The following is a 25992-nucleotide window of genomic DNA, read 5'->3' as shown; positions in this document are numbered from 1 at the left end:
CGGCTCGCGGTTCAGGCTGCCGCCCGGCCCAGCAGCGCGTCGACCTCGGCGCGCGTGGGCATCGACGGCGCGGTGCCCGCGCGCGTGACTGAAATGGCGGCCACGGCCGAGCCGAAGCGCGCGGCCTCCAGCGGCGACGCTCCCTCGGCCAATGCGGCCGCGAAGCCGCCGTTGAAGGCATCGCCCGCGCCGGCCGTTTCCTTCACCGCGCCGGCATGGAACACGGGCAGGTGCACCGATTCCTTCGCGCTGTGCAGCAGCGCGCCCTTATCCCCGAGCGTGATGAGCGCACAGCCCACGCCCTTGGAAAGGAAGAAGTCGCCCGCGCGGCGCGCGTCGTCGATGGTCTCGACGGCGATGCCGCTGAGCGCCGCCGCCTCATGCTCGTTGGGCGTGATGTAGTCGCACAGCGGGTACACGGCGTCGTCGAAGGGCAGCGCAGGCGCGGGGTTGAACACCGTCACCGTGCCGGCAGCGCGAGCGAGCTCCAGGCCGCGCTGCGCGGCGCCGGCCGGCTGCTCCAGCTGCGTGACGAACACGCGCGCGCCACGGATGGCGTCGGCGGCGGCATCGACGTCAGCCGAGTCGATGAGCGCCGCCGCACCGGGCACCACGATGATCGCGTTGTCGCCCGTGACCTCGTGCACATAGATGAAGGCTGCGCCGGTCGGCTGCGTCGCCACCTGCGGCACGCGCGGCGTGATGCCTTCCTGCGCCCACAGTGCCAGCGCATTGGCGCCGAAGGAGTCCTGCCCGAGCTTGGAGATGAAGGTCACCCGGGCGCCGGCGCGCGCCGCCGCCACCGACTGGTTCGAGCCCTTGCCGCCGGGGCCCATGGCGAAGCCGGAGCCGGCGATGGTCTGGCCCACGCCCGGGAGGTCGGCCGCGCGGAAGGCGAGGTCCGCCACGAAGATGCCGAGCACGGCCACGCCGTGCTGTTGTTGCTGATGCGAGGAAACGGCGCTCATCGCGATCAGGCCTCGGGGGCGAGCACGCCCTTCTTGAACACGAAGCAGCCGTAGAAGCGGCGCTCGCCGGTGGCGATCACGCAGTAGGCGCGGCGCGCGGCCTCGTAGAAGGCGAAGCGCTCGATGGAGCCCATCGGCCGTGCGCGCCCTTCGGCCGCGTCGATCTCGCGCTGCATCTCCTGCTGCACGGGCGGAATTTCGGTGGGCGCGCCCATGATCTCCATGCGCCGCGCCGGATCGTCCACCGCGTTGTCCAGCGGCAGCACCGAAAGAATGGCGCGCGCCGCCTCGGTAGTGCCCACGCCGTCGATGCGCAGCAGCCGGCCCAGCGAAGTCTGGCGAGCGACCGAGTCGGCCGGGAAATTGGCGTCGCACAGCACCAGCTCGTCGCCATGGCCCATGGCGCGCAGGGCGTAGAGCACGTCGGCATTGAGCAGTGGGTGGATGGACTTCAGCATGCGGTCTGTCTCCTCGAAATGAACGGCGTCGCGGTTGCGATCCTATGTAAAGAAAACGTTTGCGCAAACGTTTTCTATTTGGGGATTTCCCTTGTTTTCGATGTTGCGAACAACGGCTACGCGTTCATTCGCCATAGGGAATCCAGATGTTCTTGACCTGCGTGGCATGCCGCAGGAATGCAGGGCCCTCGGCCGATGCAGCGTCGTGCCAGTCGGTCGCCAGACCATGGTCGACCAGGGTGCGCTTGAGGTTGCCGACCGACAGCCGCTCGGCTTCACGCGACAGTTCCTTCGCGCCGAAGACCCAGAGCGCATCGACGTCGTCGTGCTCCGCCAGCGTGCGCGCAAGGCTCGCGGCCGGGCCGGTCACGAGGTTGACGACACCCGCCGGCAGGTCGGAGGTCTCGAGCACCTGGTAGAAGTCGGTGGCGACCAGCGCGTGCTTCTCGCCCGGCACGACCACCGTGCGGTTGCCCATGGCCAGGAGCGGCGCGAGCAGGCTCACGAACGACAGCAGCGGCGCCTCGTCGGGACACACCACGCCCACCACGCCGATCGCCTCGACCGTGGCCAGCGCCACGCCGCGCAGCGGCGGCACATGCACGGTGCCCTCGTACTTGTCGGCCCAGGCGCCATAGGCGAACAGGCGGCTCACCGATGCGTCGACCTCGGTCTGCGCGGCTTTCGCGGAAATGCCGCTCAGGCTCGCGATGCGCGCGGCGAATTCACCGGCGCGGGCCGAGAGGTTTTCCGCGAGGTAGTAAAGCGCCTGCGCGCGGCGATGCGGCGTCGCGCTCGACCAGCCCGCGGCCGAACGCGCTGCGGCGACGGCGTTGCGGATGTCCTTGCGGTTGCCCACGCCCACCTCGCCGGCAGGCTGTCCGTTGGCGGCGAAGACGGGGCGAGAGAGTTCGCCGTCGGGCCGCGCCTGCTTGCCTCCGATGAAGAGCTTGGCAGTACGGTCGATGGCGGGCAAGGCCGGCTCCTTCACCTCCGCGCTCTCGTTCGCCGCCGCTGCCGAAGCAACAGCGGCAGTGCGCGGCTTGCGCTGCGCCCACGCGCGCGGCTTCAGGTACTCGTAGCAGCCTTCTCTCCCGCCCTCTCGCCCATAGCCCGATTCGCGATAGCCGCCGAAGCCCACGCTCGCGTCGAACAGGTTGGTCGCGTTGACCCACACCACGCCCGCCTGCAACTGCGGCGCAATGCCCAGCGCAAGGCCGATGGTCTCGCTCCACACGCTGGCGGCGAGGCCGTAGCGCGTGTTGTTGGCCAGCGCGACGGCCTCGTCTGGCGTGCGGAAGGTCATCGTCACCAGCACGGGGCCGAAGATCTCCTCGGTCGCGACGGTGGACGCCGGCTGCACGCCCGTCAGCAGCGTCGGCGGGAAGAAGCTGCCGCCCGGCGGCAGTTCGCCCGGCGCCTGGTAGCAGTTCGCGCCCTCGCGCACGCCGGTGGCGACCAGCGAGCGCACGCGTTCGAGCTGCGTGGCGTCGATGAGGCTGCCCATGTCGATCGCCTTGTCCAGCGGCGCGCCCACGCGCAAGGCCTGCATGCGGCGCTTGAGCCGCGCGATGAAGTCGTCCGCGATGCCTTCCTGCAGCAGCAGCCGCGAGCCGGCGCAGCACACCTGGCCCTGGTTGAACCAGATGGCGTCGACCACGCCTTCCACGGCAGCGTCGATGTCCGCGTCGTCGAACACGATGAAGGGCGACTTGCCGCCCAGCTCCAGCGTGAGCGACTTGCCCGTGCCCGCCGTGGCGGTGCGGATGAGCCGCCCCACTTCGGTCGAGCCGGTGAAGGCGATCTTGTCCACGCCCTCGTGCGCGACCAGCGCCGCGCCCGTGGCGCCGTCGCCCGTCACCACGTTGAGCACGCCGCGCGGCAGGCCGGCCTGGGCCGCAAGCTCGGCGAAGAGCAAGGCGCTCAGCGGCGTGAACTCGGCGGGCTTGAGCACCACGGTGTTGCCCAGCGCGAGCGCGGGCGCGATCTTCCACGCGAGCATCAGCAGCGGGAAATTCCACGGAATGATCTGGCCGACCACGCCCAGCGGCACCTGGTCGGCGAACTCGCGCTCCTGCAGTTGCGCCCAGCCGGCGTGGTGATAGAAGTGGCGCGCGGCCAGCGGCACGTCGAGGTCGCGCGTCTCGCGGATCGGCTTGCCGTTGTCCAGCGCCTCGACCACCGCGAGCAGGCGCGCATGGCGCTGGACCATTCGTGCCAACGCATACAGATGCCGCGCGCGGCCGTGGCCGCCGAGCGCGAACCACCCGGGCTGCGCGGCGCGCGCCGCCGCCACCGCTGCATCCACATCTTTCGCTGAGCCTTGGGCGATGCGGGCCAAGCGCTGGCCGGTGGCCGGCTCGGCCGTGTCGAAATGCGCGCCCTCCGATGCTGGCGTGAAGCGCCCGTCGATGAAATGGCCGAAGCCTTCGGCATGGCGCGCGAGCCATTCGCGCGCGTCGGTGTCGCTCTCGGGCGCGGGGCCGTAGTCCATGGTGTCGAAGTAGCGTGCGACGTTGCTGTTGCTGCTGTTGTTGTTGCTCATCGGGCTGCTCATCCGATCGGGTGGCGGTTGTAGGCCGAGTAGCGGCCGGTGACGTGGTGCTCCAGCTGGCGCTCGATGTCGGCCAGCAGCGTGGAAGCGCCGATGCGGAACAGGTCGGGCTCGAGCCAGTCGCGGCCCAGCTCTTCCTTCATGAGCACCTGGTAGTCGAGCGCCGTCTTCGCGGTGGAGACGCCGCCCGCGGGCTTGTAGCCCACGCGGAAACCGGTGCGGGCCTCGTACTGCCGGATCATCCGCAGCATCGCGAGCGTGACCAGCGGCGTGGCGTTCACGCCCTCCTTGCCGGTGGAGGTCTTGATGAAGTCGGCGCCGGCCATCATGCAGACCATCGAGGCCTTCGCGACGTTGCGCAGCGTCTTGAGTTCGCCCGTCGCGAGGATCGCCTTCACATGCGCCTCGCCTGCCGCGCGACGGAAGTCGAGCATCTCGTCGTAGAGCTTCTTCCACTGGCCCGAGAGCACGTGCTCGCGGGTGATGACGATGTCGATCTCCGCGGCACCATCGCGCACCGAGGCTTCGATTTCCTTGAGCTTCAGCTCGTGCGGAATCAGCCCCGCCGGAAAACCCGTGGACACCGCCGCGACCGGAATGCCGGTACCGGCCAGCGCCTCGACCGCCGTCGAGACGAAGCGGTGATACACGCACACCGCGCCGGTGTGCAGCTTGCGGTCGGCGAAGCCCAACGCGGCCAGCAGGTCGGGGCGAACCGGCATCACGGCCTTGGCGCAGAGCCGCTTCACGCGCTCGGCGGTGTCGTCGCCGCTGAGCGTGGTGAGGTCGATGCAGGTGATGGCCTTGAGTAGCCAGCCGGCCTGGGCGTCCTTCTTGACCGAGCGGCGCCCGGGCAGCGTGGCCACGCGGCGCTCAGCGGCGGAGAGGTTGAAGCGGATGCCGTCGATCCAGCCGGTGTCGAAGGGCTGGGCGGTGTTGCGAGAAGCGGCGATGTGCGTCTGCGCGGGCGTCGACGTCATCGGTGCTGTTGCTGCTGCTGCGGCCGAGGCCGGCGCAGCCGGGCGCGAGCGCACCGCGCCGCTGGGGCGAACGAGGGAAGTGGAAGTCATGGATGGGCGGGCGCCGTGGCGCGCGAGGGCCGCGACTGCGGCGGGCAGGCAAGGGGCATGTCTTTTGTCTCCGGGCTGTGTCGTCTGGCGACGCAGCCGTATGTCGTTCGTGTTGGTGCAAATGTTATTACAACAACATTTATCTGCGCAATATGTTTTTCAAACAACATTGAAACAGCGTGCGATGCCCGATACTCCGGCACGTGGACCTGAGGAGACCGAACATGCGAAGAACCGCCGGAGCCGAGGCCCGGGCCGTGCGCCTGGCCAGGATGCAGGAACTCGTCGAGGCCGGCGGCCCGTTGCCGATCAAGCAGGCGGCGCAGCAGCTCGACGTGACGGAGATGACCATCCGCCGCGACCTGTCGTCGGCCGAATCGCCCCTCTCCGCCCTCGGGGGCTACGTGCTCGCGACCACGCTGCCGGGCGCCGAGCGCTACTCGCTCGACGAGGCCAGTGACCAGCACGCGGCCAACAAGCGCCTGGCCTGCGAACGCGCCGCCGGGCTGGTGCAGCCGCACGACAGCCTGTTCATCGATTGCGGCACCACCATGGTCCATTTCGCCGAGGCATTGCCTCCCGAGATGCCGCTGAGCGTGGTGTGTTACTCCACGAACATTGCCTCGGTGCTCAGCCGCCGCCCGAACACGCAGCTGATGCTGCTGGGCGGGCTGTACCACCCCTCCTCGGCCACCTTCTTCTCGGACGAGGGCCTGCAGTACCTCAGCAGGCTGGGCGTCAACAAGGCCTTCATCTCGGCGGGCGGTGTCGACCTGGAGCGCGGCGCGAGTTGCTCCAACTTCCACGAGGTGCCGGTGAAGCAGGCTGCCATCCGCAGCGCGTCGCAGAGCTTCCTGGTGATCGACGAGAGCAAGCTGGGCACGCTGCGGCCCGCGTTCTTCAGCCCGCTCGACGCCTTCGCGCGCATCGTGGTCGGCGGCTCGCCCGAGGCCTCGCTGAAGAAGCAGTTCAAGGACCTGCCGCTGGAATTCGCGCGCGCCTCCGACGCGTAGAAGGAACACCCGGCGGCGGCGGGGCACGACATTGCCCCGCCGCCTCGATCAAGGAGAATCGCGGCGACGGCCGGGATCGGCACCCGATCCCCCGAACCCCACTACCCGCGATGAATGCCGGCACCGTTTCCCTCGACGAGCACTGCCTCAAGATCCTCTCCGCGCTGCAGCACGACGGACGCCAGACCGTGCAGCAGATCTCCGAGGCCGTCGGCCTGTCGCCCACGCCCTGCTGGAAGCGCATCAAGGACATGGAAGCCGCCGGCGTCATCCGCGGCTACACCACACTGGTCGACCCCGAACTGGTCGGCCTGCACGTCTCGGCCGTGGCCGAGGTGAACCTCGACCGCCACAGCGAGGCGATGGTGCAGCGCTTCGAGGAGGCCGTGGCCGCCAGCCCGCAGATCATCCGCTGCGTGTCGGCCACAGGCCCGGCCGACTACATCCTCAACGTGACCGTGCCCGACATGAAGCACTACGAGCGCTTCCTGCACGAGGTGCTGTTCAGCCTGCCCGGCGTGACGCACGTGCGCTCGAGCATCGTGCTGCGCGAGATCAAGTCGGAAGCAGCGCTGCCGCTCGACCACCTTCTGCCCGGCACGCCGCGCGCCTCGGGTTCGCGGCGCGGCTAGGGTCTGCATGGACTGCATGGACTGCATGGACTGCATGGACTGCATGGAGAATGACCGCTCCGCAGCCATGACGACTCCACGCCCATGACCTTGCCGAAGACTTTTCCGCATCGACTCGCACTCCTCGCCGCGTTCGTCGTCCCGATGGGCACCGCGTCCCTCGCGGCGACGCCAGCCACGCCGCCCGCCGCGGCGCAGAGCACCGCCAAGGCCGTGCCCGGCGCCCCGGTACCCGCGGGCTCGCCGCAACAGGCCAGCCCCATCCACTTCCAGTTCGCCATCTACTACGCAGGCAACCCGGCAACCGATCCGATGGGCGCGCTGCGCGGCGCGCTCGGCAAGACGAGCGGCGGGCCGAAGCTCCTTGCGGCCATGCCGGCCCCCGCCTTCGTCACCGCCCCGGTGGTCTTCGCGAACTGGAACACCACCACGGTGTTGAAGGAGTACCGCGCGCCGAGCATGGAGATGCTGCAGCGCTTCGGCCGCGGCATCTCGCGCGAACAGGCGGAAGCGCTTCAGAAGGCCGACAAGGCGCTGATCCTCGACTTCGCGCATCCGGCGCAGCAGTCTTCGCTGGCCATGCAGAAGGCGCTGCAGGTCACGCTGCAGGTCGCACGCGACACCAACGGCCTGCTGTGGGACGAGGAGACGCGCGAGGTCTTCACGCCCGACGAATGGCAGAAGCGCCGCATCGACACCTGGGCCGGCGGCGTGCCCGATGTGGCGCGGCACACGACCATCCACGCCTACCGCAGCGGCGACCTCGTGCGGGCCATCACGCTCGGCATGGCGAAGTTCGGCCTGCCCGACGTGGTGGTGAGCGATTTCTCGTGGTCGAGCAACCGGCCGATGGGCAACCTCGTCAACGGCTTCTCGCAGGCGATGGTCGAGGGCGCCACGCTGGCGCGGCCCGGCCAGTACGACCTGGACCTGCGCGCGCTGAAGCACGCGGCGGCGCGCGACCCCATGCTCGCGAACCTGAAGCCCAACGCCGCCGCGGTGGCCCGGCTCTCGCTGGTCAACGGCACCTGGGAAAACGGCGACCCGCAGAACCGGCTGTACGAGATCCGCTTCGACCGCTACAAGGGGCCCGACCGCTACGCCCAGCAGACCGCCCTGCTCACCGCCGCCTTCGGCGCCGACGAAGACGGCGTCACCCGGCTCAGGCACAACGACGAACTGCTCGACGCCAGCAAGAAGGCTGTCGCGCAACTGCCCAGGCTGCGCGACGCCTTCGCCAAGGGCCTGCAGCCGGGCGAATACATACTCGTGAAGGCACCGTTCACCACGCGCGAGGGCGGCAACGAATGGATGTGGGTCGAGGTTGCGCGCTGGAACGGCGATGCCATCGAGGGCCTGCTGAAGAACGAGCCCGTCGACGTTCCGGGCCTGCACGCCGGCCAGATGGTGAAGGTCTCGCAGGCCAAGGTGTTCGACTACATGCGCCGCCACGCCGATGGCCGCGAAGAAGGCAACGAGACCTCCCGGATCATCGAGCGCATGCAGGGCGCGAAGAAATGAGCGACGTGGCGAAGAGCCTCGGCCTGCGGCGCGCCTACCTCCTGCTCGTCGCCATCCTCGTGCTGGTCGGCTGCTGGGTCGCCCCCATCGACGCGCCGGCGCGCGAGCAGGTCAACGACGGCCTGAAGCGCGCGCTGACCACCTTCGCCGCGGCGCGCGCATTGGGCGCGGTGGTGTCGGTGGCGCAGGGCACGCAGGTCGACGCCACCCCGGGCGGGGTCGGCGTGAGCTTCGCGCCGGGGCAGGCGCTGAAGCCGCTCAACGAGCTCATCGAACAGTTCGCGGCCGTCATGCTGGCGGCCAGCGTGTCCTTCGGCATCCAGCTGGTGCTGCTGAACATCGGCGCGCATCAGCTGATGTCGTGGCTGGTCAGCATCGTGGCGCTGGTCTGGATCGCCGTGCGCTGGCGGCGCGGCAGCTCGCCGCGCTGGCTGCAGTCGGCGCTGATCGGGCTGCTGCTGGTGCGCTTCGCGGTACCGCTGAGCGCGGTGGCCAACGAGGGCATCTACCGCGTGTTCATGGCGAACGAGTACCAGGCCGCGCTCTCGGGCATCGAGAAGTCGCCCGGCGCCGTGACCGACGCCACGCGCGAGCCTCCCGCCGCGCAGGGAGAAGGCTGGCGCGAGCGCATCGAGCGCTGGCTGCCGAAGCTGCCGGACCTGAAGGCCACCTACGACCAGATCCTGAAGTCGGCCTCCGACTGGGCCGAGCGCATCGTGAAGTTGATCGCCCTGTTCGTGCTGCAGACGGTGGTGCTGCCGCTGGCCTTCCTGTTCATCGCATGGCGGCTGGCGCGGGCCGCGGTACGCGAGCCCGCCGCCGGCTAGCCGACAAGCGTCTTCCTCGTCGCCTCATCCGCAGCGCGACGGACGCGCTGTCGCGGACGCCGCCATGGAAACCGGCCCGGTCGGAATGACGACCGTGAAGGCGCACCCGCTCCCGCCCGGCGCCTGCGCGAGCCCGATGGTCCCGCCCATGCGCTGGCAGGCCTGGCGCGCGATCGAGAGGCCCAGCCCCGTGCCCTGCGCCAGGGTGCCCGAGCCGCGATGGAAGCGCTCGAACACCAGCTCATGCTCCTCGGGCGGAATGCCCGGTCCGCTGTCGATCACGGAGAGCACCAGCTCCCGCGCATCGCGCCGCAGCGTCACCACGACCTGGCCGCCGGCCTCGACGTACTTCACCGCGTTGTCCAGCAGGTTGCGCAGCACCGACTCGAAAAGCGGCACCGCCAGCTCGAAGACGAGGCTGTCCGGGGCTTCGAGGATCAGCTCCAGCCGCCGGTGGTCTGCGTCTTTCGACGCCTGCGCGAGGTGCCGCCGCGTCAGTTCGGCGACGTCGATGTACTGCGTCGCGGGGCGCTCCGCGCCGTCCATGGTGGCCAGTTCGAGCAGCTGCTGGATCAGGTGCGATCCGCGCGCTATGGCATGCGCCAGGTGCTGCGCCGCCTCCTGCCGCTCCTGCGGATCGGTGGAGCGCGAGAGCACGTGGGCCTGCGCGCCGATCACCGCGAGCGGCGTGCGCAGCTCGTGCGCCGCATCGTTCACGAACGAGCGCTCGCGTTCGACCTTTCCCCGCAGCTGCGCGAGCAGGTCTTCCAGTGCCTTCACCAGCGGCTTGAGCTCGGCGTACTTCGGGTCGACGCCCAGCGGCGACAGGTCTTCCGCGCCGCGCATCTGGATGCGCTCGCCGAGCAGGCGCAGCGGCTTGATGCCCTGCGCCGCGGCGATCCACACCGGCGCCAGCACGAACGGAAAGGCGATCAGGAAGGGCATGAAGAGCGAGCTGCCGAACAGGCCGATCAGCCACGGAATGCCCGAGTGCGGCTCGCCCAGCCACACCTGCCAGCGAGGGCTGCTGCCTTCGTAGAGCCAGTAGCGCTGGCCGCCCAGCGTCACGTCCACCATCTTGTCGGGCTCGCCGCGCAGCGCGAAGCCCTTGATCTCGGGGGAAACGTACAGCAGCCGACCTTCGCGGTTCTTCAGCTGGAAAACCACGTTGCCCGGAAGGCCGCCTTCGCTGCGGCGCAGCTCGTTGATGATCCGCCCCATCGTGTCCATCACGCCGGCGGCGACCTCCTCGTTCTCGATGTCGGCCAGCCCGGCGTTGATCTCCCGGCCGGCGCGAACCACGCTGGAGTCGGTGTTCATGGTCCAGCTGAAGCTCAGGTACATGTAGACGACCAGCGCGACCCAGGCCAGCGTGAATGCGAGCAGCAGCGACAGCGCCACGCGCCGCACCAGGCTGCGACGAAACAGCCACATCATGGCGCGAGCATGTAGCCGACGCCGCGCACTGTCTTGATCCGCTCCGCGCCGATCTTGCGGCGCAGGTTCGACACATGCACCTCGATCGCGCCGAAATCCACCGGCTCGCCCAGCGGATCGAGCCGCTGCGAGAGCGTGCCCTTGGGGATCACCGCGCCGGGCTCGCGGGCGAGCTCCAGCACCAGCTGGAACTCGCGTGGAGACAGGTCGAGCGTGGCGCCGCCGAGCCGCGCCACATGGCTGCGCGGCTCGATCTCGAGCTCGCCGAAGGACCACACGTCGCTCGCCTGGTGCGCATAGCGCCGGCGCACTGCGTGGATGCGCGCCACCAGCTCGGGCGTGGCGAAGGGCTTCACCACGTAGTCGTCGGCGCCGCCGTCGAGGCCTGCCAACCGGTCTTCCAGCGCGGAACGCGCGGTGATGACCACGATGGGCACCGTCACGCCCGAACGGCGCCAGCGCGAGAGCAGCTGCAGGCCCGAGCCGTCGGGCAGGCTCACGTCGAGCAGCACGCAGCCGCAGGCGTCGCCCTCGAAGGAGCGCGGGGCGTCGGCGATGCGGCGCAGCCACTCGATGCTGAAGCCCTCGGCCTTCAGGGCCTGCGAGAGGGCGCGGCCCAGGTCCAGGTCGTCTTCGATGAGCAGGAGGTGCATTGGCCGGATTTTCCGGCGGGAACCTTAAGCATTGCCAAAGGTTCGGCGAAGAACAATGCTTCGCTCTTCGTTCCGAGCCCACGATTTTCCCGAGCCCCCTGAGCATTCCGGAGTCGCACAGAGTGAACATCACCCTCGCAACCATGCTCCTCGCCGCCGCACTCCTGTCGGGATGCGGCAACCACGATGCCGGCTCGCAGCCGGCAGGCCCTGGCCCGCAACAGCGTGCCGACGCGGTGACGGGCCGCGTCACGCTGGCGGACGGCGAATTCGGCGGGGCCGGTGCCAGGGCGCTGTTTCCCATCGGGGCCGACGCGAAGGCGATGACGGCCGTGATCGCCGCGCGCCTGGTCGAGCGCGGCGCGCTGCGCTGGAACACGCGCATCGCCGAGGCCCTGCCCGAGCTGCGGCGCATGATGCTTCCGGCCTACCGCAACGTGACGCTCGAAGACCTGCTCGCGCACCGCGCCGGACTGCCGGCCTTCACCACCGAAGACGAATTCCGCCGCTTCCTGGCCGTTCTTCCCGAGGCCGTGCCGGCCGGCGCGCTGCCCACGACCGACGCCGGGCGCCGTCTCTTCTTCGCGCGCTGGCTGGTGCGGCAGCCGCCCGCGGCGGGCAACACCGGCTTCCTGTATTCGAACGCGGGCTACGCGCTCGCGACCACGATGATGGAGCGCGCGACCGGCCTGAGCTACCGCGCGATGTTCGAGCAGGAACTGGCCCGTCCGCTCGGCATCGCCGGCGCATGGCGCGAAGCCGACGCACGCGGCCCGGCGAGCCCGCAGGCCTGGCTCGACGCGATCATGCCGGCCGGCCGCTTCACCACCACGGCGTCGAACTACGCGGGCTGGCTGCGCTGGCACCTGCACGCGTTGCAGGGCGACGAGACGCCCCTGCCCTTCGGCTACGTGGAGCGCCTGCGCGGCCTCTCGCCCGGCAGCTACGCGCTCGGATGGACGGGCGCGCTCGTCCAGGGGCGCCCGGTGCTGCGCCATGCGCGCGGCAACGCCAACGCCAACGCCAACGCCGAAGCCTCGCTGGCCGAGGCGCAGTCCGACGCCATCATCGACACCGACGGCCGCAACGCGAGCTTCGCGCTGTCGCTTGCAAGCCAGGGCGGCGACGGCACGCGCGCCTCCGCCGTGCTGGACCGGCTCATGGCCGGCCTGGGCAGCGACACGCCCACCGCAAAGCCGCTCTTCGCACAGCTGCGCTGCAGGCTCAGTCGCTGCAGCTTCGTGATGCGGCTGCGGCGCAGCGAGTGGCTTCAGGCGCTGCTGCGCTGACTCGGGCAAGCCGCCACGCGATGCAGCGATCTGGCGCAAACTGGAGGCCCGTCCGATCACCGAGGAGCCTCCGATGCGCATCCGCGAACTCGCCACCGGCCTGCAGTTTCCAGAAGGCCCGATCGCCATGGACGACGGCTCCGTGCTGCTGGTCGAGATCGCGCGCGGCACGCTCACCCGCGTGCGCGCCGACGGGCTCGTGCAGGTGGTCGCCGACCTTGGCGGCGGGCCGAACGGCGCGGCCATCGGACCCGATGGCGCCGTCTACGTCTGCAACAACGGCGGTTTCAGGTGGCACACCGAGGCCGACGGCTGCCTGCGGCCCGTGGGGCAGGCCGAGGACTATTCGGGCGGGCGCATCGAGCGCGTGAACCTCGCCACCGGCCGCGCCGAGCGCCTGTACGACACGATCGACGGCGGCGCGCTGTGCGGCCCCAACGACATCGTGTTCGACGCGCATGGCGGCTTCTACTTCACCGACCTGGGCAAGGTGCGGGAGCGCGACATGGACCGCGGCGGCCTGTTCTACGGCCACGCCGACGGCAGCGCCGCCAGTGTGATCGCGCGGCCGGTGATGACGCCCAACGGCATCGCTCTTTCGCCCGACGGCGGCACGCTCTACTACGCCGAGACCGAGGGCGCCCGCGTCTGGGCCTTCGACATCGTCGCCCCGGGCCGTGTGCGCAAGGACGGCTGGCCCTCGCCGCACGGTGGCCGCATGCTCTGCGCCTCGCCGGGCGGGCACTACCAGCGCTTCGACTCGATGGCGGTCGACGCGCTGGGCAACCTCTGCGTGGCGACGCTGCTGCACGGCGGCATCAGCATCGTGGCGCCCGACGGAAGCACGGTCGAGCATGTGCCGCTGCCCGACCACTACACCACCAACATCTGCTTCGGCGGGCGCGAGCGGCGCACGGCCTACGTGACGCTCTCTGGCAGCGGGCGGCTCATTGCCATCGACGACTGGCCGACGCCCGGCCTCGCGCTGAACTTCGAAGCCTAGGAAACGACCTGGTAGTACAGGTTCTGCGGATGCCGGGCCTGCGCGAAGAAGAACCAGCGCTCGGCCAGCAGCCCCGGCGCCTGCACCAGCGCCGCGAGCAGCCATGGAAGCACGCCCGCGCCGGCAATGCCCCACGCCAGCAACAGCATGGGCAGCACGAAGGCCAGCAGCTGGAAGCCCAACTTCATGTTCTTCAACGCCGCCAGCGACGCGCCATGGAAGAACTCGCGCGTGTTGAACGAGCCGGCAGACATGCCCATCGACTTCTGCACCAGCTTCTGCGTGCGGATGCCCGTGGCGGACTGCAGCGTCGACTTGTGGCGAATGCCTGCATTGCGCCTGAGCGCCGTGCCGCGCGCGGCCCAGGCAGCCAGCGTGGCGATCAGCGCGCAGGGCCCGAAGACCTGCACGAAGCGCGCCTCGCCGGCCAGCGCCGCCATCGCGCAGGCCAGCACCAGCCCCGACGACAGCCCGATCAGCGTGAAGTTGACGACGGTCAGCGGGTGCGCCCATTCCTCGATGAAGCGCAGGCAGGCGTAGATCATCGCGGTGCAGTACCAGAGCGCGACGGCACCGCACAGCGCGAGCAAAGGCAGCAGCCACGACCACGGCGCGCCGGCGCCGAAGCGCAGCGACAGCCACCACACCGCCACCAGCGCGATGAAGGCCGGCAGCACGATCACCTCGCGCGACATCCACGAAGTGCGCCACATCAGCACCGCGCGCCATGCGCGCGTCTTGCGGCCCAGGTGCATGAACGACGCAGCGAGGCCCGCGACGAGCAGCACCTCGGCCACGCCCAGCGCCACGCCCAGGAAGCCCGGCGCGAGTTCGAGCCCGAAGAGCACCGCCAGCGCGAGCGCGAACACCAGCCCCTGCGCGGCGCCGGCCAGCGTGGTGAAGAAAAGGATCGAGAACGCGGGATGCATGCGGCTGCTACTCCTGCGACTGCGACTGCGACTGGGTCGACGACGTGATCCGTCGCGGCAGGTAGCGGTTGGCCGGGTTGGTCTCCCACTCGGGCATGAGCTGGTAACCGCCGCGCTCGCGGATCGCCTTCGACACTTCCGAGTCCGGGTCCTTCACGTCGCCGAAGAGCCGCGCGCCAGTCGGGCAGGCCTTCACGCAGGCAGGCTTGCGATCTTCCTTGGGCAACTGCTCGTCGTGGATGCGGTCCACGCAAAGCGTGCACTTGGTCATGACCTGGCGTTCCTCGTCGAGCTCGCGCGCGCCGTAGGGGCAGGCCCACGCGCAGTACTTGCAGCCGATGCACTTGTCGTAGTCGACCAGCACGATGCCGTCTTCCTTGCGCTTGTAGCTCGCGCCCGTGGGGCACACGGGAACGCAGGGCGGGTCTTCGCAATGCAGGCAGCTCTTGGGGAAGTGGATGGTCTCGGTGACCGGGAACTCGCCGGCCTCGTAGGTCTGCACGCGGTTGAAGAAGGTGCCGGTGGGGTTGGCGGCATAGGGCCGCTCGTCGGCCAGCGGTCCCGCGCTGCCGGAAGTGTTCCATTGCTTGCACGAGGTCACGCAGGCATGGCAACCGACGCAGACGTTGAGGTCGATGACCAGCGCGAGCTGCTTGGCGAGCGTCTCGCCCTGCTCGGCCCGCTGGGTAGCTGTGTTGCTCCCTCTCCCGCTTGCGGGAGAGGGTCGGGGTGAGGGTGCAACAGCCTTCATCACCCCAAGGCTGCCAACTCCAGCGTCGCCGCCCTCACCCCAGCCCTCTCCCGCAAGCGGGAGAGGGGGCAAGACCGGAGCCGACGACATCAGGTCCTTCAACCACTGCATCATTTCCGCGCCCTCCCCGCAAAATAGGTCAACACGCTCGCCGCCTTGCCCAGCACGCCGGGCACCGCCGGCATGCTCGCCATCTGCGGATAGCTCTCTTCAGGCTCGCCCGGTTCGGCCGGCCGTATGCGCACGCGCACGTCGTACCAGCCGGCCTGTCCGGTCACGGGATCGGAGTTGCTGATGGTCCCGCTCGCGGTGCCTGCGCAGGGCAGCTCCTCGCTGATCAGGTGGTTCAGCAGGAAGCCCTTGCGCGCCTCGTCCGCACCCGGCGCGAGCTGCCACGCGCCGTCGGCCTTGCCGATGGCGTTCCAGGTCCACACCGTGCCGGGCTCCACCGCCTCGCTGTGGCGCAGCATGCAGCGCACCTTGCCCCAGCGGCTCTCGACCCAGCACCAGCCGCCGTCGGCGATGCCCGCGGCCTGCGCGGTCACCGGGTTCACATGCAGGTAGTTGTGGCTGTGGATCTGCCTGAGCCACGCGTTCTGCGAGTCCCACGAGTGGTACATGGCCATCGGCCGCTGCGTGAGCGCGTTGAGCGGAAAGGCCTCGAGATCGGTCGCAGCCTCTTCGAGCGGCGGATACCAGAAGGGCAGCGGATCGAAATACGTGTCGATGCGCTCGCGCAGCGCATCGGGCGGCTGCCGCCCCGGGCTCTTGCCCTGCGCGGCGAGCCTGAAGCTCTGCAGCGTGTCGGAGTACAGCGCCAGCTGCACCGGGTCGTTGCGCTGCCGCCAGCCCTTGTCCTTCGCGAAGTCGAGGTACTCCCGGTTCCAGTTGCGCATGTAGTGCATGGTCTCGGGCATGTGGTACTGGAACACGCAGTTGTTCTTCTCGTAGGCCTCCCACTGCTTCGGGTTGGGTGCGCCGCGCAGATGCTCGGTGCCGTCCTTGCCGCGCCAGCCCATGAGAAAACCGATGCCCGGCTGCGGCTCGAAGTTGACGATGAAGTCGGGATACCCGCTGTACTTGCGCCCGCCCTCGGGCGTGGTGAAGGCCGGAAACTTCAGCCGCGAGGCCAGCTCGATCAGCACCTCCTGGAACGGCTTGCATTGCCCCGTGGGCGGCACCACCGGAATGCGCACCGAATCCACCGGCCCGTCGAATTCGGAAATGGGCCGGTCGAGCATGCCCATCACGTCGTGCCGCTCCAGGTACGTGGTGTCGGGCAGCACGAGGTCGGCGAATGCCACTGTCTCGCTCTGGAAGGCGTCGCACACCACCAGGAAGGGGATCATGTGCTCGCCCTTCTCGTCCTTGCGGTTGAGCATCTCGCGCACCGCCATCGTGTTCATGCTGGAGTTCCAGGCCATGTTGGCCATGAAGATCAGCAGCGTGTCGATGCGATACGGGTCGCCCTTCACCGCGTTGGTGATCACGTTGTGCATCAGCCCGTGCGCCGACAGAGGGTGCTCCCAGGAGAACGCGTGGTCGATGCGGATCGGCGAGCCATCGGGGTTGATCGCCAGCTCGTCGGGGCTGGCCGGAAAGCCCAGCGGCGCGGCGTTGAGCGGCGTGTTCGGCTGGATCATGCCGGGGTCGTTGAAGGCCCTGTAGTTCGGCACGATGTGGCGCGGATACGGCGCCTTGTGCCTGAAGCCGCCCGGTGCGTCGATGGTGCCGAGCACGCTCATCAGCACGGCCAGCGCACGCACCGTCTGGAAGCCGTTGGAATGCGCCGCCAGCCCGCGCATCGCATGGAAGGCCACGGGCCGCGCCTGCGTGGTTTCATGCTTCTTTCCCCACGCGTCGGTCCATGGGATCGGCATCTCGAAGGCCTGCTTCAGCGCCGTCTCGCCCATCTCGCGCGCCAGCTTGCGGATGCGCGCCGCGTCGATGCCGGTGATGGCCTGCGCCCACTCGGGCGTGCAGCTCGCCACGCGTTCGCGCAGCAGCTGGAACGAAGGCGCGACGCGCGTGCCGTCGGCCAGCGTGTAATGGCCTTCGAGCGCCGGATCGCAGCCATCGGCGATGCCTTCGGGATACGCGGGCTTCACGCTGCCGCTGGCCTTGTCCCACACCAGCTTGTTGTGCGGATTGCGGCCGTCGCCCGGCGGGCCGCGCTCGGGATCGAAGGCGAACAGGCCCTCGCGCTCGCAGTCGTCGAGCACCACGAGCTGCGGCGCGTTGGTGAAGCGCTTGAGGAAGGCGTGATCCACCAGCTCGTTGCCGATCAGCTCGTGCAGCAGCGCCATGAACAGCGCGCCATCGGTGCCGGGCTTGATCGGGATCCACTCGTCGGCGATCGCCGAATAGCCGGTGCGCACCGGGTTGATGGAGATGAAGCGCCCGCCAGCCCGCTTGAACTTGCTGATGGCGATCTTCATCGGGTTGCTGTGATGGTCCTCGGCCGTGCCGATCATCACGAAGAGCTTGGCGCGCTCGAGGTCGGGGCCACCGAACTCCCAGAAGCTGCCGCCGATGGTGTAGATCATTCCCGCGGCCATGTTGACCGAGCAGAAGCCACCGTGCGCCGCGTAGTTGGGCGTACCGAACTGCCGAGCGAAGAGGCCCGTGAGCGCCTGCATCTGGTCGCGCCCGGTGAAGAGCGCGAACTTCTTCGGATCGGTGGCGCGGATCTTCGCGAGGCGTTCCGTCAGGATGCCGTAGGCGCGCTCCCAGCTGATCGGCTCGAACTCGCCCGCGCCGCGTTCGCTGCCGGCCTTGCGCAGCAGCGGCTGCGTGATGCGCGCCGGAGACACCTGCTTCATGATCCCCGAGGAACCCTTGGCGCAGATCACGCCCTGGTTCAGCGGGTGGTTCGGGTTGCCGTCGATGTAGCGGACCTCGGGGCCCTTCTCGCCCTCGCGCAGATGCACGCGGATGCCGCAGCGGCAGGCGCACATGTAGCAGGTGGTGGTCTTGACCGTGGTGTCGGCCGTGGGCGTGGGCGCGACCAGCGGGTCGTGCACGGGCTCGCGAGACAGGAAGCTGAACACTTGGCGGTCCTTTGTTTTCAGGCGGGGTCCGCTCGATGGTATGCAGCCTCGATCAAACGAAAAAGCAGAGAATATCGCTCACCATGACCGGAAAAACAGATCAGTCTTCCAGCCAGCGCCTGCGGCTCAACCTGCGGCAGCTCGAAGTGTTCGTCGCCACCGCCCGCGAAGGCAGCACCCGCGCCGCGGCCGACCGCATCGCGCGCTCGCAGTCGGCCGCAAGCAGCGCGCTGGCCGACCTGGAGTCTTCCGTGGGCGTACAGCTCTTCGACCGATTGGGCCGCCGGCTGGTGCTCAACGAGAACGGCCGCGCGCTGCTGCCCAAGGCGCAGGCGCTGCTCGACCAGGCTGCCGATGTCGAGGCGCTCTTCAGCGGCGAGCATGCGGCGCCGTTGCGCGTAGCGGCCAGTTTCACCATCGGCGAATACCTGCTGCCCGAGCGGGTTTCGACCTGGACCGCGCAGCATCCGCAGAGCCAGGTGCACCTGCACATCGCGAACACGCACGACGTGATCGAGGCGGTCGCGGGCTTCGATGTCGACGTTGGGTTCATCGAAGGCCCGCAGACGCACCCCGACCTCGTGGTGCGCGCATGGCGCGAAGACGAGCTCGTGATCGTCGCCGCGCCAAGCCACGAACTGGCGGGCCGCATCGCCACGCACAAGCAGCTGTCGCAGGCGACGTGGGTACTGCGCGAGCACGGCTCGGGCACGCGGCAGGTGACGGACGCGTGGTTGATCCAGAACCTGGAGCAGGTGCACGTGGGCTTCGAACTGGGCAGCACCGAAGCCATCAAGCGCGTGGTGGCCTCGGGCACCGGGCTCGCGTGCCTCTCGCGCTACACGGTGGCGCAGGCGCTGGAAGACGGGCATCTGGTCGAGCTGCGCACTCGCCTGCCGGCCGGCGTACGACGGCTCGCGACGGTGATGCATCGCGACAAGCTGCTGGGCCGCGCGACGGCCGACTTCCTGCGCCACTGCGGCGCCATCGTGCCGCGCCGCTAGGACTCTTCAGCCGGCGGCTTGCAACACGCGCGCCGTGTGACGCGCGATCACGGCCTCTTCATCGGTGCGCAGCACCCATGCACTCACCGGGCTCTCCGCCGTAGTGAGCCGTGCAGCGCCACTTCGGTTTGCGGCGGCATCGACGTTCACGCCCAGCCATTCGCAGTCTTCGAGGATGCGTTCGCGCAGCGCGGCGCCGTTCTCGCCGATGCCACCGGTGAACACGATGGCATCGACGCCGCGCAGTGCAGCCGCGAGGCTGCCCATGTGCTGCACCACCTGCTCGGCGAAATGGCCGATGGCTTCCGCCGCGGCAGGCTCGGCGGAAGCCTCCAGCACGCGCATGTCGCTGGACACGCCCGAGATGCCGAGCAGCCCCGATTCGCGGAACAGCAGCGCCTCGACCCTGTCGGCCGACATGCCCTGCGAGCGCATCAGGTACAGCACGACGGCCGCGTCAATATGGCCGCAGCGCGTGCCCATCGTGAGCCCGTCGAGCGGAGAAAAAGTCATGGTCGTCGCGACCGAGCGGCCCTGCGCGATGGCGCACATCGAAGCGCCGTTGCCCAGGTGCGCGACGATCACGCGCCGCTGCGCCAGCTCGGGCGCGATGCCCGCGAACTGCGCGACGATCGACTCGTAGGAAAGGCCATGGAAGCCGTAGCGACGCACGCCCGCGTCATGCAGCGCGCGCGGCAGCGCGAAGCGGCGGTTGATCTCGGGCTGCACCGCATGGAAGGCGGTGTCGAAGCACGCCACCTGCGGCACGCCGTCGAAGGCGGCCATCGCCGCGCGCACGCCCGCAAGGTTGTGCGGCTGGTGCAGCGGTGCCAGCGGCTCCAGCCGCGCCAGCGCATCGAGCACGGCCGCGTCGATGCGCACCGGCGCCACGAAGTCCGCGCCGCCATGCACGATGCGATGGCCCACTGCCGCGATGCGCCCTCCTGCCGACTGCTTCGCATGCCAGTCGAGCAGCGCCGCGAGCGCGCCCTGATGCGAGGCCTGCGCGCCTTCGAGCGGCGTATCGTGCAGCGTCTGCCCACCGGCGTCGCGCACGCGCAGCCGCGCCTTCAGGCCCGCGCCGAGCCCGTCGGCCTGCCCCGACCAGCGCGCCGCCGGCAGCGGGGCATCGCCATCGCCGGTCGCGTCGAACAACGCGACCTTGATGGAAGACGAGCCCGCGTTGAGCGTCAGCAGCGAACCGGTCATGGAGTGGCTTGAGTTCAGACGTAGTCCTTGTACTTGTCGAGGAATCGTACCGGCTTCGACAGCGCATCGCGGCGGAAGGGGTCGCCCAGCTCGCGGGTGCACATGATCTCGATCACGCAGGTCTTGCGCTCGTTCATCTGCATGTCGATGGCTTTCTTCAGCGCCGGTCCCACGTCTTCCAGCCTGTCGACCACGATGCCTTCGGCGCCCATGGCCCTGGCGATGCCCGCGAAGCTCTCGCTCTCGAGTTCGCCGGCCACGAAGCGGCGGTTGTAGAAGTCGACCTGGTTCTTCTTCTCGGCGCCCCACTGGCGGTTGTGGAAGACCACCGCCGTCACCGGGATGTCGTGGCGCACCGCCGTCATGATCTCGACCATGCTCATGCCCCAGGCGCCGTCGCCTGCATAGGCCACGGCCGGGCGGTCGGGCGCGGCGCACTTGGCGCCGATCATGGTGGGCAGCGAGTAGCCGCAGTTGCCGAAGCTCATCGGCGCGAAGAAGCTGCGCGGCTCCTCGAAGCGCAGGTAGCTGTTGGCGATGGCGTTGATGTTGCCGATGTCGGTCGAGACCATCACGCGCGGCGGCATGGCCTTCTCGAGCTCGCGCAGCACCTGGCGCGGGTGCAGGTAGCTGCCGCCGGTGGGCGTCTTCTCGCCCTTGGCTTCCTCGATGGCGTCGAGGCTGAACTGGTCGCGCTCGTGGGTCCACTCGTCGAGCTCTTTCTCCCACGCGGCCTTCTCGGCCTTGATCTTGTCGGCGCGCTCGGCCATGGTGGCGTCGCAGGCCAGCGTCTTGCCCTGCAGGCGCTTGAGCAGTTCCTTGGCGGTGGCCTTGGCATCGCCGTGGATGCCGACGGTGATCTTCTTCACCAGGCCCAGGTTGGTGTGGTCGGCCTCGACCTGGATGATCTTGGCCTCCTTGGGCCAGTAATCCATGCCGTGCTGCGGCAGCGTGCCGAAGGGGCCCATGCGAGAGCCGAGCGCGAGCACCACGTCGGCCTGCGCGATCAGCTTCATCGCGGCCTTGGAGCCCTGGTAGCCCAGCGGGCCCGCCCACAGCGGGTGGCTCGCGGGGAAGGAGTCGTTGCGCAAGTAGCCGTTGGCCACCGGCGCGCCCAGGCGCTCGGCGAGTGCCTTGCACTCTTCCACCGCGTCGCCCATGACCACGCCGCCGCCCGAGAGGATCACCGGGAACTTGGCCGAAGCCAGCAGTTCGACGGCCGCGTTCAGGCTGTTCTCGCCGCCCGCGCCGCGCTCCACGCGCATCGGCTTCGGGATCTCGCACTGGATCTCGCCGTAGAAGTAGTCGCGCGGAATGTTCAGCTGCGTCGGCCCCATTTCGGAGATGGCGCGGTCGAAGCAGCGCGCCGTGTACTCGGCCATGCGCTTGGGGTTGTTCACGTGGCCCTGGTACTTGGTGAACTCCTGGAACATCGGCAGCTGGTTGGCCTCCTGGAAGCCGCCGAGGCCCATGCCCATGGTGCCGGTCTCCGGCGTGATCATCACGACCGGGCTGTGCGCCCAGTAGGCGGCCGCGACGGCCGTCACGCAGTTGCTGATGCCGGGGCCGTTCTGGCCGATGACGAGGCCGTGGCGGCCCGACACGCGCGCATAGCCGTCGGCCATGTGGGCGCCGCCCTGCTCGTGCACCACCGGGATCAGGCGGATGCCGGCGGGCGCGAAGATGTCCATCGCGTCCATGAAGGCCGAGCCCATGATGCCGAAGATGTCGGTCACGCCGTTGGCGACCATGGTCTCGACGAAGGCCTCGGAGGGCGTCATCTTCTGCACGCCCTTGACGGCTTCGCGGGTGGGTGCGGCGGGTTGCTTCTGGCTCATGGAAGGCGTCTCCTGAAGGGATGTGGCTGTGGGTTGAAGCGCGAAAAGTCGGAACTTCTTGTTCCGGAATTCGTTTCGGCGGAATATAGGACGCCATCCGCCTTGCGTCAAACAATTTACAAAAATCGGAACGTCTTGTCTCTTTTTTTTGTGAAACGCATATGATCCGCGCCATGAAAATCGTCAAAGGCCTCGCGCCGGAAGCACAACAGGAACCGGCCGGCACGGGTGGCGACTCGCCCACCATGCGCCTGTTCGCGCTGCTCGAAGTCATGGCCGCGAAGGACCAGCGCTACTCGCTGCAGGGCCTGGTGGAAGAAACCGGCCTGCCCAAGCCCACGCTGCACCGGATGCTCCAGCAGCTCGAAGGCGCAGGCCTGCTGCAGCGCGAGGGCGACGGCCGGCACTACGGCATCGGCACGCGGCTGCGGCGGCTGGCCGAGAACCTGCTGCTCAACGACAGCCTGCACGGCGCGCGCCACACGGTGCTGCGCCAGCTGGTGGAGGAGATCGGTGAAAGCTGCAACCTCACGGCCCTCTCGGGCAGCGAGGTCGTCTACCTCGACCGCGTGGAAACCGCCGCGCCGCTGCGCTTCTACCTGCACTCGGGCTCGCGCGTGCCGGTGCATTGCTCTGCCAGCGGCAAGATCTTTCTCTCGCAGATGAGCGCGGCGCAGCGCCGCCGGCTGCTGTCGCACGCGCCACTGGAGCCGTACACGCAAAGGACGCTGACCGACCCCGAGGCGCTGGAAAAAGAAGTACAGCGCGTGCGCAAGGACGGCTACGCCATCGACCACGAAGAGTTCCTGCCCGGCCTGCTGTGCATCGCCACGCTGGTGCCCTCGGGCGACGACGCACCCTCCAACCTCTGCATCGCGGTGCAGGCGCCGGTGATGCGGCTCGACGCCGCCAAGGCGAAGACGCTGCTGCCCGCGCTGCAGCGCGCGGCCCAGGCACTCAGCCGCATCGACGCCGACGCGGCCTCCGACCGCACGCTGGCCTGAATCGAACCCATATTTCCCGAGAGCCGCCATGACCGACACCGCCGACCTTCGACCCGACAGGATGCTCAGCGTGCGCGAGGTATTCGGCATCGACTCCGACCTGCGCGTACCCGCCTTCAACGAGCGCGACGACCACGTGCCCGAGATCGACGCGGTCTACCGCTTCAACCCCGACGTGACGCTCGCCATCCTCGCCGGCTTCACGCGCGACCGGCGCGTGATGGTTCAGGGCCTGCACGGCACCGGCAAGTCGACCCACATCGAGCAGGTGGCGGCGCGGCTGAACTGGCCCTGCGTGCGCCTGAACCTCGACGGCCACATCAGCCGGCTCGACCTCGTCGGCAAGGACGCGGTGGTGCTGCGCGAAGGCAAGCAGGTCACCGAGTTCCAGGAAGGCATCGTGCCCTGGGCGCTGCAGCGGCCGGTGGCGCTGATCTTCGACGAGTACGACGCGGGCCGGCCCGACGTGATGTTCGTCATCCAGCGCATCCTGGAGCGCGACGGCAAGTTCACGCTGATGGACCAGAACCGGGTGCTGCGCCCGCACCCCTTCTTCCGCCTGTTCGCCACGGCCAACACCGTGGGCCTGGGCAATCTCAACGGGCTGTACCACGGCGCGCAGCGGCTCAACCACGCGCAGATCGACCGCTGGAACATCGTGGCCTCGCTCGACTACCTGCCGGCCGCGGAAGAAATCGCCATCGTGCAGGCGCGCGTGCCTTCGCTGGCCGACGAGGCGGGCACGAAGCTGGTCGCGTCGATGGTGGCGGTGGCCGACCTCACGCGCAAGGGCTTCGCGGCTGGCGACCTCTCGACGCTAATGTCGCCGCGTACCGTCATCACCTGGGCCGAGAACGTCGAGATATTCAAGGACCCGGCGCTGGCTTTCCGCCTGTCCTTCGTCAACAAGTGCGACGACGCGGAACGGCCGCTGGTGGCCGAATACTTCCAGCGCTGCTTCGACCGCGAACTGAAGGAGTCGCACCAGCTCTCATCGGACTCGCGCGAATGACCACCGGCCCCGCGAGCGCGATGCAGCGCCGCGTGCGGCAGGAAGAGCTGGTCGCGGAGCTCTGCGCGGGCGTGGTGCGCGCCTTCAGCGGCGAGCGCGACCTGCACTTTCGCGGACGGCGGCTGCATCGTGGCCGCGCCGCGCTTCCGTGGTTCGCGCCGCACCTGCACCCATCGCCGGAGACCGACGACTTCGCTTCCTTTCGCGGCGTGGCGGACGGCCTCGCACTGCGGCTCACCGCATCGGACGCGGCGCTGCACGAAAGCCTGCGACCCGAGGAGCCGGTCGAGCGCATGCTGTTCGAGATGCTCGAGCAGTTCCGCGTCGAAGCGCTTGCGCCCGAGATCATGGCCGGCATGCGGCACAACCTGCGGCACCGGCACGAGCAGTGGTCTCTGGCTTTCCACCACTCGGGCCTGACCGACACCGCGCGCGGCCTGCTGCTGTATGCCGTGGCGCAGATCTGCCGTGCGCGTGTCAGCGGCGAGCAGGTGGTGGAAGAAACCGAGGACATGCTCGAAGCCACGCGCTTCGCGCTCGCGCCGCTGATCGGGCACGCATTGGCCGGCCTGCGCAAGGACCGCGCAGACCAGGCTGCATACGCCGTGCACGCCCGCGCCATCGCGCGCACGGTGGCCGCGATGCTGCACGAGGCTGGAGAAGAAGACAGCGATGCCGGGCGCGACGCGCATGTGGACGACAAACGCAGCGTGTTCAGTCTCGTGGCCGACATGGACCAGGAGATCGTCGAGCGCTTCACCACCGCCGAGTCGGGCCGCAGCGAGGTGCTCGAAGGCGCGGGCGGTGCATACCGCGTCTTCTCCGATGCCTACGACCGCGAGCACGATGCCGCCGCACTCGCGCGCAAGGAAGTTCTAGCGGACCACCGCGAACGGCTGGACCGCCGCATCTCCGCGCAGGGCGTGAACATCGGCCGCCTCGCGCGTGAACTGCGCGCACTGCTCGCCGAACCCGAGCGCGACGGCTGGGACGGCGCGCAGGAAGAAGGGCTCGTCGACGGCCGCCGCCTCGCGCAGCTCGTGGCCTCGCCCACCGAGCGCCGGCTGTTCCGCACCGAGCGCATGGAGCCGATCGCCGACTGCGTCGTCACCTTCCTCATCGACTGTTCGGGCTCGATGAAGGAACACGCCGAATCGGTAGCGATGATGGTCGACGTGTTCGCGCGCGCGCTCGAGCAGGCCGGCGTGGCCTGCGAGGTGCTGGGCTTCACCACCGGTGCGTGGAACGGCGGACGCCCGCAGCGCGAGTGGGTGCGCGCGGGCCGGCCGCCGCATCCGGGGCGGCTCAACGAACGATGCCACGTCGTCTTCAAGGCCGTGGCCACGCCATGGCGCCGCGCGCGGCCCGCGATGGCGGCGCTGCTCAAGGCCGACCTGTTCCGCGAAGGCATCGACGGCGAAGCCGTCGACTGGGCCTGCATGCGGCTGCGACAGCGCGGCGAGGCGCGCAAGCTGCTGCTGGCGATCTCCGACGGCTCGCCGATGGACAGCGCCACCCATCTCGCCAACGACGCTCACTACCTCGACCACCACCTGCGCGACGTGATCGCGCGCCAGGAGCAGCGCGGCGACATCGCCATCGCAGGCATCGGCGTGGGCCTCGACCTGAGCCCCTACTACAGCCGAAGCCACGTGCTCGACCTGGCGACCTCCAGCGGCAACGCCATCTTTCGCGAAGTCATCGAACTCATGGCCGGGCGCCATCGGCGCTGAGCCGCTGAGCCGTCGAGCCGCTGAGGCCTTTGGAACT

21 protein-coding genes are annotated in these 25992 nt (G+C 69.2%); 10 read left to right on the top strand and 11 right to left on the bottom strand.

Annotation, left to right across the window (positions count from 1 at the left end; translation table 11 throughout):
• Positions 1-11: 11 nt before the first annotated feature.
• From BMY35_RS14985 to deoC, 4 genes are all read right to left on the bottom strand, one after another.
• Positions 12-968 carry a ribokinase gene (locus BMY35_RS14985; RefSeq protein WP_093200199.1) on the bottom strand — a complete coding sequence of 319 codons (957 nt, stop codon included), beginning with the start codon at positions 966-968 and terminating at the stop codon, positions 12-14.
• A gap of 5 nt (positions 969-973) precedes the next feature.
• On the bottom strand, positions 974-1426 hold the full coding sequence (locus tag BMY35_RS14980) for an RbsD/FucU family protein (RefSeq protein WP_093200198.1): 453 nt from the start codon (positions 1424-1426) through the stop codon (positions 974-976).
• A 124-nt stretch (positions 1427-1550) separates the two neighbouring features.
• Entirely contained in the window at positions 1551-3971 is a 2421-nt protein-coding gene (locus BMY35_RS14975; protein ID WP_093200197.1) for an aldehyde dehydrogenase family protein, read from the bottom strand.
• Between the two features lie 8 nt (positions 3972-3979).
• Entirely contained in the window at positions 3980-4960 is a 981-nt protein-coding gene (gene deoC, locus BMY35_RS14970; protein ID WP_256228524.1) for a deoxyribose-phosphate aldolase, read from the bottom strand.
• A gap of 314 nt (positions 4961-5274) precedes the next feature.
• Between deoC and BMY35_RS14965 the strand changes: the two genes are divergently transcribed.
• From BMY35_RS14965 to BMY35_RS14950, 4 genes are all read left to right on the top strand, one after another.
• Positions 5275-6063: a DeoR/GlpR family DNA-binding transcription regulator gene (locus tag BMY35_RS14965; protein ID WP_093200195.1), complete on the top strand. Its 789-nt coding sequence runs from the start codon at positions 5275-5277 to the stop codon at positions 6061-6063.
• A 110-nt stretch (positions 6064-6173) separates the two neighbouring features.
• Positions 6174-6695: an Lrp/AsnC family transcriptional regulator gene (locus BMY35_RS14960; protein WP_093200194.1), complete on the top strand. Its 522-nt coding sequence runs from the start codon at positions 6174-6176 to the stop codon at positions 6693-6695.
• 144 nt (positions 6696-6839) lie between these two features.
• Entirely contained in the window at positions 6840-8216 is a 1377-nt protein-coding gene (locus BMY35_RS14955) for a DUF2314 domain-containing protein (RefSeq protein ID WP_218152996.1), read from the top strand.
• The gene (locus tag BMY35_RS14950) at positions 8213-9043 is read left to right on the top strand and encodes a hypothetical protein (protein WP_093200192.1); all 831 of its coding nucleotides are present in this window, start codon (positions 8213-8215) and stop codon (positions 9041-9043) included. Before BMY35_RS14955 ends, BMY35_RS14950 begins: the two co-directional genes overlap by 4 nt.
• Positions 9044-9067: 24 nt before the next feature.
• On the opposite strand, the gene BMY35_RS14945 is transcribed toward BMY35_RS14950, so the two are convergent.
• Both BMY35_RS14945 and BMY35_RS14940 read right to left on the bottom strand, forming a co-directional pair.
• Positions 9068-10480: a HAMP domain-containing sensor histidine kinase gene (locus BMY35_RS14945; RefSeq protein WP_093200191.1), complete on the bottom strand. Its 1413-nt coding sequence runs from the start codon at positions 10478-10480 to the stop codon at positions 9068-9070.
• Positions 10477-11133: a response regulator gene (locus BMY35_RS14940; protein ID WP_093200190.1), complete on the bottom strand. Its 657-nt coding sequence runs from the start codon at positions 11131-11133 to the stop codon at positions 10477-10479. The genes BMY35_RS14945 and BMY35_RS14940 overlap by 4 nt, the downstream gene beginning before the upstream one ends.
• A 143-nt stretch (positions 11134-11276) precedes the next feature.
• On the opposite strand from BMY35_RS14940, the gene BMY35_RS14935 reads away from it, so the two are divergent.
• Together BMY35_RS14935 and BMY35_RS14930 are read left to right on the top strand one after the other, a co-directional pair.
• The gene (locus tag BMY35_RS14935) at positions 11277-12422 is read left to right on the top strand and encodes a serine hydrolase domain-containing protein (protein ID WP_143080679.1); all 1146 of its coding nucleotides are present in this window, start codon (positions 11277-11279) and stop codon (positions 12420-12422) included.
• A gap of 73 nt (positions 12423-12495) precedes the next feature.
• On the top strand, positions 12496-13425 hold the full coding sequence (locus BMY35_RS14930) for an SMP-30/gluconolactonase/LRE family protein (protein ID WP_093200182.1): 930 nt from the start codon (positions 12496-12498) through the stop codon (positions 13423-13425).
• Here the strand turns inward: BMY35_RS14930 and BMY35_RS14925 are convergent.
• From BMY35_RS14925 to BMY35_RS14915, 3 genes are all read right to left on the bottom strand, one after another.
• Positions 13422-14354, bottom strand: a complete 933-nt coding sequence (locus tag BMY35_RS14925; RefSeq protein WP_093200181.1) for a dimethyl sulfoxide reductase anchor subunit family protein — start codon at positions 14352-14354, stop codon at positions 13422-13424. The two genes, BMY35_RS14930 and BMY35_RS14925, sit on opposite strands and share 4 nt — an antisense overlap.
• A gap of 7 nt (positions 14355-14361) precedes the next feature.
• Positions 14362-15105, bottom strand: coding sequence for a 4Fe-4S dicluster domain-containing protein (locus BMY35_RS14920; protein ID WP_256228476.1), 744 nt, complete (start codon positions 15103-15105; stop codon positions 14362-14364).
• A 110-nt stretch (positions 15106-15215) separates the two neighbouring features.
• Complete coding sequence (locus BMY35_RS14915; protein WP_093200180.1) at positions 15216-18155, bottom strand: molybdopterin oxidoreductase family protein; 2940 nt, start codon at positions 18153-18155, stop codon at positions 15216-15218.
• 83 nt (positions 18156-18238) lie between these two features.
• Between BMY35_RS14915 and BMY35_RS14910 the strand changes: the two genes are divergently transcribed.
• Complete coding sequence (locus BMY35_RS14910) at positions 18239-19159, top strand: LysR family transcriptional regulator (RefSeq protein WP_093200179.1); 921 nt, start codon at positions 18239-18241, stop codon at positions 19157-19159.
• 6 nt (positions 19160-19165) lie between these two features.
• On the opposite strand, the gene BMY35_RS14905 is transcribed toward BMY35_RS14910, so the two are convergent.
• Together BMY35_RS14905 and xsc are read right to left on the bottom strand one after the other, a co-directional pair.
• The gene (locus BMY35_RS14905; RefSeq protein WP_093200172.1) at positions 19166-20368 is read right to left on the bottom strand and encodes an acetate/propionate family kinase; all 1203 of its coding nucleotides are present in this window, start codon (positions 20366-20368) and stop codon (positions 19166-19168) included.
• Between the two features lie 14 nt (positions 20369-20382).
• Positions 20383-22206, bottom strand: coding sequence for a sulfoacetaldehyde acetyltransferase (gene xsc / locus BMY35_RS14900; RefSeq protein ID WP_093200169.1), 1824 nt, complete (start codon positions 22204-22206; stop codon positions 20383-20385).
• A 173-nt stretch (positions 22207-22379) separates the two neighbouring features.
• On the opposite strand from xsc, the gene BMY35_RS14895 reads away from it, so the two are divergent.
• Genes BMY35_RS14895 through BMY35_RS14885 form a run of 3 tightly spaced genes read left to right on the top strand, consistent with a single transcriptional unit; the run spans position 22380 to position 25955 of the window.
• Complete coding sequence (locus tag BMY35_RS14895) at positions 22380-23210, top strand: IclR family transcriptional regulator (RefSeq protein WP_218152995.1); 831 nt, start codon at positions 22380-22382, stop codon at positions 23208-23210.
• Between the two features lie 28 nt (positions 23211-23238).
• Complete coding sequence (locus tag BMY35_RS14890) at positions 23239-24222, top strand: AAA family ATPase (RefSeq protein WP_093200164.1); 984 nt, start codon at positions 23239-23241, stop codon at positions 24220-24222.
• Positions 24219-25955 carry a cobaltochelatase CobT-related protein gene (locus BMY35_RS14885; RefSeq protein ID WP_093200153.1) on the top strand — a complete coding sequence of 579 codons (1737 nt, stop codon included), beginning with the start codon at positions 24219-24221 and terminating at the stop codon, positions 25953-25955. The genes BMY35_RS14890 and BMY35_RS14885 overlap by 4 nt, the downstream gene beginning before the upstream one ends.
• Positions 25956-25992 lie beyond the last annotated feature (37 nt).

Source organism: Variovorax sp. YR750, from assembly GCF_900109805.1.
Classification (GTDB): Bacteria; Pseudomonadota; Gammaproteobacteria; order Burkholderiales; family Burkholderiaceae_C; genus Variovorax; species Variovorax gossypii.
This window is presented reverse-complemented; position numbering and strand designations above follow the sequence as displayed.

What these genes read in the sequence shown, in the direction of transcription:
- BMY35_RS14985 (WP_093200199.1), bottom strand. Translation starts at nt 968, where the DNA reads ATGAGCGCCGTTTCCTCGCATCAGCAACAACAGCACGGCGTGGCCGTG.
- BMY35_RS14980 (WP_093200198.1), bottom strand. Translation starts at nt 1,426, where the DNA reads ATGCTGAAGTCCATCCACCCACTGCTCAATGCCGACGTGCTCTACGCC.
- BMY35_RS14975 (WP_093200197.1), bottom strand. Translation starts at nt 3,971, where the DNA reads ATGAGCAACAACAACAGCAGCAACAGCAACGTCGCACGCTACTTCGAC.
- deoC (WP_256228524.1), bottom strand. Translation starts at nt 4,960, where the DNA reads ATGACGTCGACGCCCGCGCAGACGCACATCGCCGCTTCTCGCAACACC.
- BMY35_RS14965 (WP_093200195.1), top strand. Translation starts at nt 5,275, where the DNA reads ATGCGAAGAACCGCCGGAGCCGAGGCCCGGGCCGTGCGCCTGGCCAGG.
- BMY35_RS14960 (WP_093200194.1), top strand. Translation starts at nt 6,174, where the DNA reads ATGAATGCCGGCACCGTTTCCCTCGACGAGCACTGCCTCAAGATCCTC.
- BMY35_RS14955 (WP_218152996.1), top strand. Translation starts at nt 6,840, where the DNA reads ATGGGCACCGCGTCCCTCGCGGCGACGCCAGCCACGCCGCCCGCCGCG.
- BMY35_RS14950 (WP_093200192.1), top strand. Translation starts at nt 8,213, where the DNA reads ATGAGCGACGTGGCGAAGAGCCTCGGCCTGCGGCGCGCCTACCTCCTG.
- BMY35_RS14945 (WP_093200191.1), bottom strand. Translation starts at nt 10,480, where the DNA reads ATGATGTGGCTGTTTCGTCGCAGCCTGGTGCGGCGCGTGGCGCTGTCG.
- BMY35_RS14940 (WP_093200190.1), bottom strand. Translation starts at nt 11,133, where the DNA reads ATGCACCTCCTGCTCATCGAAGACGACCTGGACCTGGGCCGCGCCCTC.
- BMY35_RS14935 (WP_143080679.1), top strand. Translation starts at nt 11,277, where the DNA reads ATGCTCCTCGCCGCCGCACTCCTGTCGGGATGCGGCAACCACGATGCC.
- BMY35_RS14930 (WP_093200182.1), top strand. Translation starts at nt 12,496, where the DNA reads ATGCGCATCCGCGAACTCGCCACCGGCCTGCAGTTTCCAGAAGGCCCG.
- BMY35_RS14925 (WP_093200181.1), bottom strand. Translation starts at nt 14,354, where the DNA reads ATGCATCCCGCGTTCTCGATCCTTTTCTTCACCACGCTGGCCGGCGCC.
- BMY35_RS14920 (WP_256228476.1), bottom strand. Translation starts at nt 15,105, where the DNA reads ATGAAGGCTGTTGCACCCTCACCCCGACCCTCTCCCGCAAGCGGGAGA.
- BMY35_RS14910 (WP_093200179.1), top strand. Translation starts at nt 18,239, where the DNA reads ATGACCGGAAAAACAGATCAGTCTTCCAGCCAGCGCCTGCGGCTCAAC.
- BMY35_RS14905 (WP_093200172.1), bottom strand. Translation starts at nt 20,368, where the DNA reads ATGACCGGTTCGCTGCTGACGCTCAACGCGGGCTCGTCTTCCATCAAG.
- xsc (WP_093200169.1), bottom strand. Translation starts at nt 22,206, where the DNA reads ATGAGCCAGAAGCAACCCGCCGCACCCACCCGCGAAGCCGTCAAGGGC.
- BMY35_RS14895 (WP_218152995.1), top strand. Translation starts at nt 22,380, where the DNA reads ATGAAAATCGTCAAAGGCCTCGCGCCGGAAGCACAACAGGAACCGGCC.
- BMY35_RS14890 (WP_093200164.1), top strand. Translation starts at nt 23,239, where the DNA reads ATGACCGACACCGCCGACCTTCGACCCGACAGGATGCTCAGCGTGCGC.
- BMY35_RS14885 (WP_093200153.1), top strand. Translation starts at nt 24,219, where the DNA reads ATGACCACCGGCCCCGCGAGCGCGATGCAGCGCCGCGTGCGGCAGGAA.